A 12,992-nucleotide genomic window follows, 5' to 3' on the forward strand; every position below is an offset into this window, starting at 1 on the left:
AGATAGCCATTTGACCAATGCCGTGAAGTATCGTTCACACTCCGCAAGCTTAGGGAGTGTAACTGCGAAACCTGACGATGAACACCCAGGAAAAATGTCTTTTCACTTTGCGTAATCCGCTATAAAAAGCGAAGTCTTTTTTGTGACATTTCGATACAATTCGGGATCGCAATCCCGCTATTGGATTCATGGAAGGGTTTTATGCTCGAAATGTTGATGCAATGGTATCGCCGCCGCTTTAGCGACCCCGAAGCCATCGCCTTGCTGATTATTCTGGTTGCCGGTTTTGGCATCCTGTTCTTTTTTAGCGGTCTTTTGGCGCCGCTGCTGGTCGCCATTGTGCTGGCGTACCTGCTCGAATGGCCGACAGTACGGCTGGAACATATTGGTTGTTCACGGCGTTGGGCGACATCGATTGTGTTGGTGGTGTTTGTCGGTATTTTGCTGCTGATGGCGTTTGTGGTAATGCCCGTTGCATGGCAACAGGGGATCTACCTGATCCGCGATATGCCCGGCATGCTCAATAAATTGTCTGATTTTGCCGCCACCTTACCGCGGCGTTATCCGGCGCTGATGGATGCGGGCATTATTGATGCGATGGCGGAGAATATGCGCTCGCGAATGCTCACCATGGGCGATTCGGTGGTGAAATATTCGCTGGCTTCACTGGTCGGATTGCTGACGCTGGCGGTGTATCTGATTCTCGTCCCGTTGATGGTGTTCTTCCTGATCAAAGATAAAGGACAAATGCTGAACGCTGTGCGTCGGGTGCTGCCGCGTAATCGCGGACTGGCGGGGCAGGTGTGGAAAGAGATGAACCAGCAAATCACCAACTATATCCGCGGCAAGGTGCTGGAAATGGTGGTGGTCGGCGTGGCGACCTGGCTCGGCTTCCTGCTGTTTGGCCTCAACTATTCGCTGCTGCTTGCGGTGCTGGTAGGCTTCTCCGTGCTGATCCCGTATATCGGCGCTTTCGTGGTCACTATTCCGGTGGTCGGTGTGGCATTGTTCCAGTTCGGGCTTGGCACCGAGTTCTGGAGCTGTTTTGCCGTATACCTGATAATCCAGGCGCTGGACGGTAATTTGCTGGTGCCGGTGCTGTTCTCCGAGGCGGTAAATCTGCATCCGCTGGTGATTATTCTCTCAGTAGTGATATTCGGCGGCCTGTGGGGATTCTGGGGCGTATTCTTTGCGATTCCTCTGGCGACGTTAATCAAAGCGGTAATGCATGCCTGGCCGGATGGTCAGGTCGTTGATGAACCCTAATCTGTTTGCTCCGGCGATGCAATGTCGCCGGAGCCGAACTTGTCTGACCTCTATCCACACATTCTGAATAATCTCCTCTGATGTCGTTTTTCTCTGCGTTTGTCTTTAACTTGACCCGCGTGATGTCTTTAAGTCACGCAAGGAATAAGGCCAACAGGAGAACAAAATGGGTCACAACACACACACGCAGCAGAAGGTGGGATGGGGCGGTTATCTCGCTTTTTTTATTACGATTATTCTTTTTTCCGGCATGTTTGCGAAAAGTACCGAATGGTGGCGAGTCTTTGATTTCACCGTTCTCAACGGTGCGTTTGGGCAGATTAATGCGGCGGGGGACACGGCGGTCTCTTTTCGCGGCACGGGCGGTATGGGCGCAAAAGACGGCTTCTTATTCGCGCTTGAGCTGGCGCCTTCCGTCATTCTTTCACTCGGGATAATTTCCGTCACCGAAGGGCTGGGAGGGTTGCGTGCGGCACAGCAACTGATGACGCCAGTCCTGCGCCCGTTACTCGGTATTCCGGGTATTTGTTCGCTGGCGCTGATTGCGAATTTGCAAAATACCGATGCTGCGGCAGGGATGACTAAAGAAATGGCGGAAGAGGGCATTATCACTGAACAGGAACGTGCCATTTTTGCCTGCTGGCAAACCAGCGGCAGTGCGTGTATTACCAACTATTTTTCCTCGGGTGCCGCGCTGTTTACGATGGTTACCGTTCCGGTGATTACGCCGCTGGCGGTGATCCTTGTCTTCAAATTTGTGGGTGCGAACCTGCTGCGTTTGTGGATTGCGCAGTTGGAAAATCGCCGTACGCAGCAGGAGGCGTGAGATGACAACGCAAGTACGTAAAAACGTCATGGATATGTTTATCGATGGCGCACGGCGCGGATTCACTATTGCAACAACCAGCCTGTTGCCTAACGTGGTAATGGCGTTTGTGATTATTCAGGCGCTGAAGGTGACGGGACTGCTTGAGATTGTCGGGCGGGTATGTGAGCCGGTAATGGCGCTGTGGGGACTGCCGGGGGAATCTGCTACCGTACTGCTGGCGGCAGTGATGAGTATGGGAGGCGGCGTCGGTGTTTGCGCCAGCCTGGTTGTCGCCGGTACGCTTTCGGGACATGATGCTACGGTGCTGTTACCGGCTATCTACCTGATGGGCAATCCGGTGCAAAATGTGGGACGCTGTCTGGGTACCGCGGGGGTCCATCCCCGTTATTACCCGCTTATTATTGCGGTATGCGTAATTAATGCGCTGCTCTCTATTTGGGTTATGCAGGTTATTGCCTGACAAGGAAGGTTATGAACTGTTCCATTCTTAATTTGACGTTGTTCCTGCAGGGACACGTGTACGCGCCGGAAGATTTAGGACGCCAGGATATACTGGTATCTGGCAGCAAAATTGTTGCCATCGCGCCGTCGATTTCCCCTGACGATTTTCCTGGCTGCGAGTGTATCAATCTTGACGGTGCGATTGTGTGCCCAGGATTTATCGATCAACACGTCCATCTGATTGGCGGCGGCGGAGAAGCGGGGCCGCACACCCGCACGCCGGAAGTGCGCTTGTCGCGGCTGGTTGAAGCTGGCGTCACCTCGGTGGTGGGATTGCTGGGGACAGATGGTATTACCCGTCACCCTGAATCGCTGCTGGCGAAAACCCGCGCGCTGGAATTTGAAGGCATCAGCGCATGGATGCTGACCGGGGCGTATTCTCTGCCTTCTCCGACCATCACCGGCAGTATCGATCGCGATGTGGCGCTGATCGATAAAATCATTGGCGTGAAATGTGCTGTTTCGGACCATCGTTCTTCAGCCCCGGACACCTCGGCGCTGGCAAACATGGCGGCGCAGTCGCGCGTTGGCGGATTGTTAGGGCGCAAGCCGGGGATTAGCGTCTTCCATATGGGCGACAGCCCGCGCATGCTGGAGCCGTTGTACCAGATCCTCGACAGTTGCGATGTACCGATTACCAAGCTGCTGCCCACACACGTCAATCGTGCGGAACTGCTGTTTCAGTCGGCGCTGGAGTATGCCCGCAAAGGCGGTTATATCGACATTACCAGCAGCATTGATGAACCCGTCGACCCGGCCACGGCTATCGCCACGGCGCTACGCCAGAACGTGCCGCTGTCGCGTATTACCTTGAGTTCAGACGGCAACGGTAGCCAGCCGGAATTTGATGACTACGGTAATCTTACCGGCATCGGTGTCGCAGGCTTTGAATCACTGGCTGAAACAGTGCGCCAGTTGGTGAAGGTTCATGCCATACCGCTGGAACTGGCGCTGTGTCCGCTGACGCGAACGGTCGCAGAATTTTTGGGACTGGAACATAAAGGGCGTCTGGCGGTAGGATGCGATGCCGACATTTTGGTGCTCAATGATGCGCTTGAAGTTCATCATCTGTGGGCGAAGGGCAAAGCCGTCGTCAGAGAGAAAAAAGCCTGTGTAAAAGGGACGTTTGAATAAACGACGTTGATGCCGGATGGCGGCGTAAACGCCTTATCCGGCTACGGAGTTATGCGGATGGTGGCCTGATAAGACGCGTGGCGTCACCATCAGGCGCTATCCGGCAAAATGTAAATCAGGCGTTCTCTTTCAGCCAGTTCATTACTACGTCGTGGTGGTTGCTGGTTTTGAAGTCATCAAACACATGCTCAATTTTCCCTTCAGCATCAATCAGGAAGCTGATACGGTGGATGCCATCATAGGTTTTGCCCATAAATGACTTCTCACCCCAGACGCCGAACTGCTCGCAAACCTGGTGATCTTCGTCGGACAGGAGCGTGAAGTTAAGGACTTCTTTCTCCGCGAATCGGGAAAGCTTCTCTGGTTTATCGGTGCTGATTCCCAGCACTTCAACACCTGCTTTTTTTAACTCATCCATGTTATCGCGCAGGCCGCAGGCCTGTACGGTACAGCCGGGTGTCATGGCTTTCGGGTAAAAATAAACCAGAACACGCTGTCCCTGGAAGTCGGTTAAATTTACTTGTTCTCCGTCTTGATCCGGCAAGCTAAATTTCGGTGCGATATCACCGGCTTTCAGTGGGTTCATTACTTAACTCCATCCTGTTCATCATGCTGTGAGTAATTGACGACGTTAATACTGCCTTGCGCATTGAGTTCTGTACAGAGTGCTTTAAACGCATCTTCAATATTTGCCGAATCATGTGACGCAGGACTATGTGCGGTAATTTGAATAAACAGCTGTGCCGCCTTTTCGTTCTCAGCCGGTTGCGTGCGTGAAACCAGTTCCGCAATATTCATTTGGTGGCTGTCAAACAGGGCGGTAAAGCGTTCAATCAAATGCGGAGAATCAGGAACATCGACCTGCACCCATACCGTAGCGGGCATCGCCGGACGGGGGCGTGCGGTCGTGCGCTTCATCACAATCAGTAAATCCAGCTCTGCACCTTTCAACGGCAAGGTTGATTCAATTAGGGTAATGGCATTCCAGGTGCCCGACAGCAACATGATAAACGTGAACTCGTCACCCAGCATGGCCAGTCGGCTGTCTTCGATATTACAGCCGCAACTGCTGACATGACGTGTGATGGTGTTCACAATTCCCGGGCGGTCAGCACCCAGCGCAGTAATGACCAGATAGTGTTGCGATGACGATGTCAAACCTGTTCTTCCTTTGAGCGGTGAGGTAATCATAAGGAAAGCATAAAAAAAACATGCATACAACAATCAGAACGGCTCTGGTCGCTTGCTTTTATTGTCGTACCAAACGTACCATTGAGACACTTGTTTGCACAGAGGATGGCCCATGTTCACGGGAAGTATTGTCGCGCTTGTTACGCCGATGGATGAGAAAGGTAAAGTCTGCCGGTCGAGCCTGAAAAAACTGATTGATTATCATGTCGCCAGCGGCACCTCGGCGATCGTTTCGGTTGGCACCACCGGTGAGTCTGCCACCCTGAGTCATGATGAGCATGGCGATGTGGTGATGATGACCCTGGAGCTGGCCGACGGGCGTATTCCGGTGATTGCCGGAACCGGCGCTAATGCGACCGCGGAAGCCATTAGTCTGACGCAGCGTTTCAACGACAGTGGTGTTGTCGGCTGCCTGACGGTGACGCCTTACTACAACCGCCCAACCCAGGAAGGTTTGTTCCAGCATTTCAAAGCCATCGCTGAACATACTGACCTGCCGCAAATTCTGTATAATGTACCGTCCCGTACCGGCTGCGATATGTTGCCGGAAACCGTTGGTCGCCTGGCGAAAGTAAAAAATATTATCGCTATTAAAGAGGCCACGGGGAACTTAAGTCGCGTTCACCAGATCAAAGAGCTGGTTTCAGACGACTTTATTCTGCTCAGCGGTGATGACGCGACCGGACTGGATTTTATGCAGCTCGGTGGTCATGGTGTGATTTCCGTGACGTCTAACGTTGCGGCACGCGATATGGCCGAAATGTGCAAACTGGCGGCAGCCGGGAACTTTGCCGAGGCGCGGGTGATTAACCAGCGTCTGATGCCGTTACACAACAAACTATTTGTCGAACCCAATCCTATCCCAGTGAAATGGGCGTGTAAGGAGTTGGGACTTGTGGCGACCGATACGCTACGTCTGCCGATGACGCCAATCACGGATAATGCTCGTGAAATCGTCAAAGCGGCGCTTAAGCATGCCGGTTTGCTGTAAAGTTTAGGGAGATTTGATGGCTTACTCAGTACAAAAGTCGCGCCTGGCCAAGGTTGCGGGTGTTTCGCTTGTTATGTTGCTCGCGGCCTGTAGTTCTGACTCGCGTTATAAGCGCCAGGTGAGCGGTGATGAATCCTATCTGGAGGCCGCACCGCTTGCTGAGCTTCATGCTCCAGCTGGGATGATTCTGCCGGTTATGTCGGGTGACTATAATATCCCGGTCACCAACGGCAGCGGTGCCGTTGGTAAAGCGCTGGACATTCGCCCGCCGGCTCAGCCGTTAGCATTAGTCACCGGTGCTCGCACTCAGATCGCGGGTGATACGTCGACATTGCTGGTGGAAAATGGTCGTGGCAACACGCTGTGGCCACAGGTCGTTAGCGTCATTCAGTCTAAAAACTACACGATCACCAAACGTGATGATGCCAGCCAGACGTTGACCACCGACTGGGTTAACTGGAACCGTCTGGATGAAGACGAGCAGTACCGTGGACGTTATCAAATCTCGGTTAAACCGCAGGGCTATCAGCAAGCGGTAACGGTGAAACTGATTAACCTCGAGCAGGCGGGTAAACCCGTAGCTGATCCAGCATCAATGCAGCGTTACAGCGCTGAGATGATGAACGTTATCTCCGCAGGTCTGGATAAGAACGCCACTGATGCCGCGAATGCCGCGCAGAACCGCTCTGCCGCCACCATGGATGTTCAAAGTGCTGCCGATGACACCGGTTTACCGATGCTGGTGGTACGTGGACCGTTCAACGTGGTATGGCAGCGTCTGCCGGCAGCGCTTGAGAAAGTAGGGATGAAAGTGACCGACAGCACCCGTTCTCAGGGCAGCATCGCCGTGACCTACAAACCACTGTCTGATAGCAACTGGCAGGAGCTGGGCGCAAGCGATCCGGGTCTGGTATCCGGCGACTATAAACTGCAGGTCGGTGATTTAGACAACCGCAGTAGCTTGCAGTTTATCGATCCGAAGGGGCATACCCTGACGCAAAGCCAGAACGACGCGCTGGTCGCCGTCTTCCAGGCAGCGTTCAGTAAGTAAAAATAAAGGGCTGGATAACTCCAGCCCTTTTTTTCTGATATGATACGCAAACGTGTGCGTCGGCAGAAAAACGCAATATTTATCGTTAATTCACACCCAGGAGTAATAAAGATGCAAAAGCAAGCTGAGTTGTATCGTGGTAAAGCGAAGACCGTATACAGCACGGAAAACCCGGACCTGTTGGTGCTCGAATTCCGCAATGATACGTCAGCAGGGGATGGCGCGCGCATTGAACAGTTTGATCGTAAAGGCATGGTGAACAACAAGTTCAACCATTTCATTATGACTAAACTGCAAGAAGCGGGCATTCCTACCCAGATGGAGCGACTGCTTTCCGATACTGAATGTCTGGTGAAAAAACTGGAGATGGTACCGGTTGAATGTGTGGTTCGTAACCGCGCAGCAGGCTCCCTGGTTAAGCGTTTAGGCGTTGAGGAAGGTATTGAACTGAATCCGCCGCTGTTTGATCTGTTCCTGAAAAACGATGCTATGCACGATCCAATGATTAACGATTCCTATTGCGAAACTTTTGGTTGGGTGAGCAAAGAGAATCTGGTGCGTATGAAAGAGCTGACCTACAAAGCCAACGACGTGCTGAAAAAGATGTTTGATGATGCCGGTCTGATTCTGGTCGACTTCAAACTTGAGTTTGGTTTGTATAAAGGTGAAGTGGTCCTGGGCGATGAATTCTCACCGGACGGTAGCCGTCTGTGGGACAAAGAAACGCTGGATAAAATGGACAAAGATCGCTTCCGCCAGAGCCTGGGCGGCCTGATCGAAGCCTATGAAGCCGTCGCGCATCGTCTGGGTGTGAAGTTAGACTAATCCTCCCCTGAGCCGGCGATCGCTCTCCGGCTCATCAATCCCGCCGATTTTGATTACTGTTTCTTATGGTAATCCTGTTCCGAACCGCCTACGATCATCATCATAATGAATAAAAAGTTGAGGTGATTATGCGCTGGCAAGGGCGTCGTGAAAGTGACAATGTGGAAGACAGACGAAATAGCTCCGGTGGCGGCCCTTCTATAGGCGGCCCTGGTTTTCGTTTGCCCAGTGGTAAAGGCGGCATCATCCTGCTGATTGTGGTGCTGGTGGCGGGATATTATGGCGTGGATCTCACCGGATTAATGACCGGCCAGCCAGTTTCCCAACAGCAATCATCACACTCCATCAGCCCAAATGATGATGAAGCAGCAAAATTTACCTCGGTGATTCTGGCCACCACGGAAGATACCTGGGGGCAGCAGTTTGAAAAAATGGGCCGGACCTACCAACAGCCGAAGCTGGTAATGTATCGCGGAGCGACGCGTACCGGCTGTGGCGCGGGTCAGTCGGTGATGGGGCCGTTTTACTGCCCGGCGGATGGTACGGTGTATATCGACCTCTCATTTTATGATGACATGAAAAACAAGCTGGGCGCCGATGGTGATTTTGCTCAGGGCTATGTTATCGCCCATGAAGTGGGCCACCACGTGCAGAAACTGCTGGGTATTGAACCGAAAGTTCGCCAGATGCAGCAGAATGCCTCACAGGCTGAGGTAAACCGTCTTTCCGTACGTATGGAACTGCAGGCGGACTGCTTTGCCGGCGTCTGGGGCAACAGTATGCAGCAGCAGGGCGTGCTGGAGTCCGGCGACCTGGCAGAAGCGCTGAATGCCGCTCAGGCCATTGGCGACGATCGCCTGCAGCAGCAGGGACAAGGACGCGTTGTGCCGGACAGCTTTACCCACGGCACTTCTGAGCAGCGGCTTAGCTGGTTCAAACGCGGTTTTGACAGCGGCGATCCGGGACAATGTAATACTTTTGGTAAAGGCATTTAAGCTACTGAGGCAGGGATGTCTGATAATACGGCGCTGAGCGCGTTAACCGAACAGATGGCCCACGAAGGGATCCGTCGTCTGCTGATTATCAGTGGCGAGGGGAACTGGTGTCAGGAGCGGGCATTAGCGCTACGCGACACGTTACCCGGCGACTGGTTATGGGTGGGCGCCCCCGCCCCTGCTGAGCCAAACTGTACGCCACAGGCGCTGCAAACGTTATTAGGCCGCGAGTTTCGTCATGCGGTTTTTGACGCCGGGCAGGGATTTGACGCTGCGGCGTTTGCCGCCTTAAGCGGAACGCTGATCGCCGGGAGCTGGCTGGTTTTGCTGACTCCCCCCTGGCATACCTGGCACACGCATCCGGACGTGGATTCACTGCGCTGGAGCGACTGTGCTGAACCTATCCCAACGCCGCACTTTGTTGAACATGTCAAACGGGTGATTTCCCGTGACGGACAGGCTCTGCACTGGCAGCAGCATCACGCAGTTTCCAGCCCGCGTTTTCCTGTTCGTGTAGTCTGGCACGCGGCAACCGGTGATCCTCAGCCTGAACAGGCGATGATTTTAACCCAGTTGCTGGATATGCCTCCCGGCGTGGCTGCGGTCACAGCCGCACGTGGCCGGGGTAAATCGGCTCTGGCAGGGCAACTGATAGCACGTATCAACGGGACCGCGATTGTCACCGCGCCTGCTAAAGCGGCAACGGATGTGCTGGCGCAATTTGCCGCAGAGCGATACCGCTTTATGGCCCCGGATGCGCTGTTAAGCAGTTCTGCAACCGCAGACTGGCTGGTTGTGGATGAAGCCGCCGCGATCCCCGCGCCGCTGCTGCACCAACTGGTTGCGCGTTTCCCTCGTACGCTGTTAACCACCACCGTACAGGGCTACGAGGGAACCGGCAGAGGCTTTTTGCTGAAATTCTGCGCCCACTTTCCCCATCTTCGACGCTATGAGTTGCAACAACCCGTGCGCTGGGCGCAGGGATGTCCGCTGGAGAAAATCGTCAGCGATGCGCTGGTGTTTGACGACGAAACCTTTGCGCATGCCCCCTTGGGGGAGCTTAACTTCTCGGCATTTGATCAACTCTCATGGCAGACAAACCCGGCGCTGCCGTTAGCGGTATATCAGCTACTTTCCGGTGCGCATTATCGCACCTCGCCACTGGATCTGCGGCGAATGATGGACGCGCCGGGTCAGCATTTTCTTCAGGCTTCGGCTGCTGACTCGGTGGCGGGTGCTGTCTGGCTGGTCGACGAGGGGGGATTATCCGCAGAATTAAGCCAGGCCGTCTGGGCCGGATATCGCCGACCAAGAGGAAATCTGGTTGCGCAGTCACTGGCGGCGCACGGCGGAGACCCATTGGCAGCGACGCTCGTCGGGCGGCGGGTTAGTCGAATTGCGGTTCATCCCGCACGTCAAAGAGAAGGTATTGGGCAACAGCTGATTCTGCAGGCCCGGCACTATTGCACGCAGTGCGACTATCTGTCCGTCAGCTTTGGTTATACGGCTGAATTATGGCGTTTCTGGCAGCGTTGCGGTTTTGTCCTGGTACGGATGGGCAATCATCGGGAAGCCAGCAGCGGCTGTTATACCGCTATGGCGGTGCTGCCCATCAGCGAAGCGGGAAAACGCCTTGCCTGGCGGGCGCACCAGCGCCTGCGACGGGATGCGGAGATTCTTGCGCAGTGGAACGCAGAGCGCCTTCCGCTGGTACCACTGAAAGAGACTACGCTTAATGAGGATGACTGGGGTGAGCTGGCTGGGTTTGCCTTCGCGCATCGACCATTACTGACATCATTAGGTTGTCTGAGTCGTTTGCTTGAGCGCAGCGAGTTGCCTCTTCCAGCATTGCGCGGGCGTATACAGGCTCAACGCAGCGATGCCGAATTGTGCCAACAGCTGAAGATATCGGGTCGCAAAGCGCTGTTAGCAGTTCAGCGCGCCGAGGCGGCGCAGGCCTTAAAACAGCTGGATGCTGAGCGTGAACAACGGCTACATAATCGCATTATGCAATGGCAATTTTTTCACTAACTTCTTCAATTTCCTGGCATGGTCATTGCGGTTAAGCGGCGTAGAATGATTCTCATCAGTTAAGGAGATCGCCATGAAACATGACCATTTTGTTGTTCAAAGTCCCGATAAACCCGCTCAACAGCTCTTGTTGCTGTTTCATGGCGTCGGCGATAACCCGGTTGCCATGGGCGAAATTGGCTCCTGGTTTGCGCCGCTGTTTCCGGATGCGCTAATCGTCAGCATTGGCGGGGCAGAGCCTTATGGTACGACTTCCGGGCGTCAGTGGTTTTCGGTACAGGGGATAACGGAAGAGAACCGCCAGGCGCGTATTGACGCGATTATGCCGGTCTTTATCGAAACCGTTCGCTACTGGCAGAAGCAAAGCGGCGTTTCGCCTCAGGCGACCGCGCTGATTGGTTTTTCTCAGGGCTCGATTATGTCGCTTGAGAGTATTAAAGCCGAGCCTGGGCTGGCGTCGCGGGTCATCGCCTTTAATGGTCGCTATGCCACGTTGCCGGAGGTTGCAACCACCGCGACGACGGTGCATTTGATTCACGGCGGTGAAGACCGGGTGATTGAATTATCTCATGCCGTTGCCGCGCAGGAGGCGTTAATACGCGCCGGTGGGGATGTGACGCTGGATATCGTCGAAAATCTGGGGCACGCCATTGATGAACGCAGTATGCAGTTTGCGCTCGACCACCTGCGTTTTACCGTACCGAAGCATTACTTTGATGAAGCGCTGAGCGGTGGTAAGCCTCACGATGATGATGTGATTGAGATGATTTAACCCGCAGGCCGGATGGCGATGTGAAACCGCCATTCGGCCTACGTTGGCTTATTTCTTCGGTTGATCCTTGTTTGGCCAATCGTCGTCGTCATCCCACTTATCGTTAAAATCACGATGCGGGGGAAGCTCCGGCTTATTGGCAAGAAATTTCTTGTGGTCGACGCGCTTGAGATCTTTAATCACGTTCAGCAATACGCCTACCAGAAACACCAACACTAGAATCCACCAGTATTTTGCCAGCCAGTCCATGCTCATTTCCTCTTACAGGAACACTCATCAGGCGACGAGTTGCTCCATGATACGTTGATACATACGGGCAAGCAGTTGCAGGTCGGCGGCATTAACACATTCATTAATTTTATGAATGGTCGCGTTGACCGGCCCCAGTTCTACTACCTGTGCCCCCATGCGGGCAATAAAACGCCCGTCGGACGTCCCGCCTGTAGTCAGTAACTGCGGTTTAATCTCATTATAGTGCTCAATGGCGTTCACCACCGCATCCACCAGTTTACCGCGTGCGGTCAGGAACGGCTGACCGGAAAGCCACCAGTCGACGGTATAACGCAACTGATGTTTCTCCAGCAGTTCCAGCACCCGGGACTTAATCATTTCATCGTTTAATTCGGTGCTGAAACGGAAGTTGAACTGGATAAACAGTTCGCCGGGAATAACATTGTTGCTGCCGGTTCCTGCCTGAATATTGGCAATCTGCATGCTGGTAGCCGGGAAGAATTCGTTGCCCTGATCCCACTCAATCGCCACCAGTTCATTGAGCATTGGCGCCGCGCGGTGTACCGGGTTATCGGCCAGATGCGGGTAGGCTACGTGGCCCTGCACGCCGTGAATGGTCAGATTGCAGGTCAGTGAACCACGACGCCCATTTTTCACCACGTCACCAACGATTTCCGTGCTGGACGGCTCGCCAACCAGACAATAATCCAGTCGTTCATTGCGTGCCATAAGTGCTTCAACCACTTTTACGGTGCCGTTTTGGGCGCTGGCCTCTTCGTCAGAGGTTATCAAAAACGCCAGACGACCCTGATGGTTCGGATGCTGGGCGACAAAACGTTCTGCGGCCACGACCATTGCCGCCAGTGAGCCTTTCATATCGGCTGCGCCACGCCCGAACAACATGCCATCGCGAATGGTCGGTTCGAACGGTGGATTAATCCAACGATCGACATCGCCGACAGGCACTACGTCAGTGTGACCGGCAAATGCCAGAGTCTCACCTTTGCCGCGCCATGCCCAAAAATTCTGTGTGTCACCAAAATCCATACGCTCAACGGTAAAACCTACCGCGCGCAGGCGTTCAATCATTAACGCCTGGCACCCGGCATCATCCGGGCTCAGGGAAGGACGGCGAATAAGCTGCTGTGTCAGCTCAATAACCGGGCACGACATAG

Annotated in this window: 14 protein-coding genes; 10 read left to right on the top strand and 4 right to left on the bottom strand. The window is 54.0% G+C overall.

Annotated features, from left to right (window positions below; all coding sequences use genetic code 11):
- The first annotated feature begins 201 nt into the window (after positions 1-201).
- The 4 genes from HV334_RS06840 to iadA all read left to right on the top strand — a co-directional run bounded on the left by HV334_RS06840 (position 202) and on the right by iadA (position 3,730).
- Positions 202-1,266 (top strand): AI-2E family transporter, encoded by a 1,065-nt coding sequence (locus HV334_RS06840; protein WP_016153975.1) that lies wholly within the window; start codon positions 202-204, stop codon positions 1,264-1,266.
- A gap of 166 nt (positions 1,267-1,432) precedes the next feature.
- Positions 1,433-2,092: a nucleoside recognition domain-containing protein gene (locus HV334_RS06845; protein WP_016153974.1), complete on the top strand. Its 660-nt coding sequence runs from the start codon at positions 1,433-1,435 to the stop codon at positions 2,090-2,092.
- 1 nt (position 2,093) lies between these two features.
- Complete coding sequence (locus HV334_RS06850) at positions 2,094-2,555, top strand: YjiG family protein (protein ID WP_003037948.1); 462 nt, start codon at positions 2,094-2,096, stop codon at positions 2,553-2,555.
- Between the two features lie 11 nt (positions 2,556-2,566).
- A complete protein-coding gene (iadA, locus tag HV334_RS06855) occupies positions 2,567-3,730 on the top strand; it encodes a beta-aspartyl-peptidase (RefSeq protein WP_181221325.1) in 1,164 nt (387 codons plus the stop codon).
- 115 nt (positions 3,731-3,845) lie between these two features.
- On the opposite strand, the gene bcp is transcribed toward iadA, so the two are convergent.
- Both bcp and HV334_RS06865 read right to left on the bottom strand, forming a co-directional pair.
- Complete coding sequence (bcp, locus tag HV334_RS06860) at positions 3,846-4,316, bottom strand: thioredoxin-dependent thiol peroxidase (RefSeq protein WP_003835095.1); 471 nt, start codon at positions 4,314-4,316, stop codon at positions 3,846-3,848.
- Positions 4,316-4,888, bottom strand: coding sequence for a glycine cleavage system transcriptional repressor (locus HV334_RS06865; RefSeq protein WP_019077363.1), 573 nt, complete (start codon positions 4,886-4,888; stop codon positions 4,316-4,318). The genes bcp and HV334_RS06865 overlap by 1 nt, the downstream gene beginning before the upstream one ends.
- Positions 4,889-5,033: 145 nt before the next feature.
- Here HV334_RS06865 and dapA point away from each other — a divergent pair, with 145 nt between their 5' ends.
- The 6 genes from dapA to ypfH all read left to right on the top strand — a co-directional run bounded on the left by dapA (position 5,034) and on the right by ypfH (position 11,586).
- Complete coding sequence (dapA, locus tag HV334_RS06870; RefSeq protein ID WP_016153972.1) at positions 5,034-5,912, top strand: 4-hydroxy-tetrahydrodipicolinate synthase; 879 nt, start codon at positions 5,034-5,036, stop codon at positions 5,910-5,912.
- 16 nt (positions 5,913-5,928) lie between these two features.
- Positions 5,929-6,963 (top strand): outer membrane protein assembly factor BamC, encoded by a 1,035-nt coding sequence (gene bamC / locus HV334_RS06875; RefSeq protein WP_016153971.1) that lies wholly within the window; start codon positions 5,929-5,931, stop codon positions 6,961-6,963.
- A gap of 111 nt (positions 6,964-7,074) precedes the next feature.
- On the top strand, positions 7,075-7,788 hold the full coding sequence (gene purC / locus HV334_RS06880; protein WP_181221326.1) for a phosphoribosylaminoimidazolesuccinocarboxamide synthase: 714 nt from the start codon (positions 7,075-7,077) through the stop codon (positions 7,786-7,788).
- A gap of 128 nt (positions 7,789-7,916) precedes the next feature.
- Positions 7,917-8,783 (top strand): neutral zinc metallopeptidase, encoded by an 867-nt coding sequence (locus tag HV334_RS06885; protein WP_016153970.1) that lies wholly within the window; start codon positions 7,917-7,919, stop codon positions 8,781-8,783.
- 15 nt (positions 8,784-8,798) lie between these two features.
- On the top strand, positions 8,799-10,814 hold the full coding sequence (locus HV334_RS06890) for a GNAT family N-acetyltransferase (protein WP_181221327.1): 2,016 nt from the start codon (positions 8,799-8,801) through the stop codon (positions 10,812-10,814).
- Positions 10,815-10,887: 73 nt separating this feature from the next.
- Positions 10,888-11,586, top strand: a complete 699-nt coding sequence (gene ypfH, locus HV334_RS06895) for an esterase (protein ID WP_016157110.1) — start codon at positions 10,888-10,890, stop codon at positions 11,584-11,586.
- A gap of 48 nt (positions 11,587-11,634) precedes the next feature.
- On the opposite strand, the gene HV334_RS06900 is transcribed toward ypfH, so the two are convergent.
- Both HV334_RS06900 and dapE read right to left on the bottom strand, forming a co-directional pair.
- Positions 11,635-11,835 carry a YpfN family protein gene (locus tag HV334_RS06900; RefSeq protein ID WP_003835080.1) on the bottom strand — a complete coding sequence of 67 codons (201 nt, stop codon included), beginning with the start codon at positions 11,833-11,835 and terminating at the stop codon, positions 11,635-11,637.
- Positions 11,836-11,862: 27 nt separating this feature from the next.
- Entirely contained in the window at positions 11,863-12,990 is a 1,128-nt protein-coding gene (dapE, locus tag HV334_RS06905) for a succinyl-diaminopimelate desuccinylase (protein ID WP_016153967.1), read from the bottom strand.
- Between the last annotated feature and the right edge of the window lie 2 nt (positions 12,991-12,992).

The sequence above is a fragment of the Citrobacter sp. RHBSTW-00944 genome, assembly GCF_013615435.1.
Classification (GTDB): Bacteria; Pseudomonadota; Gammaproteobacteria; order Enterobacterales; family Enterobacteriaceae; genus Citrobacter; species Citrobacter braakii.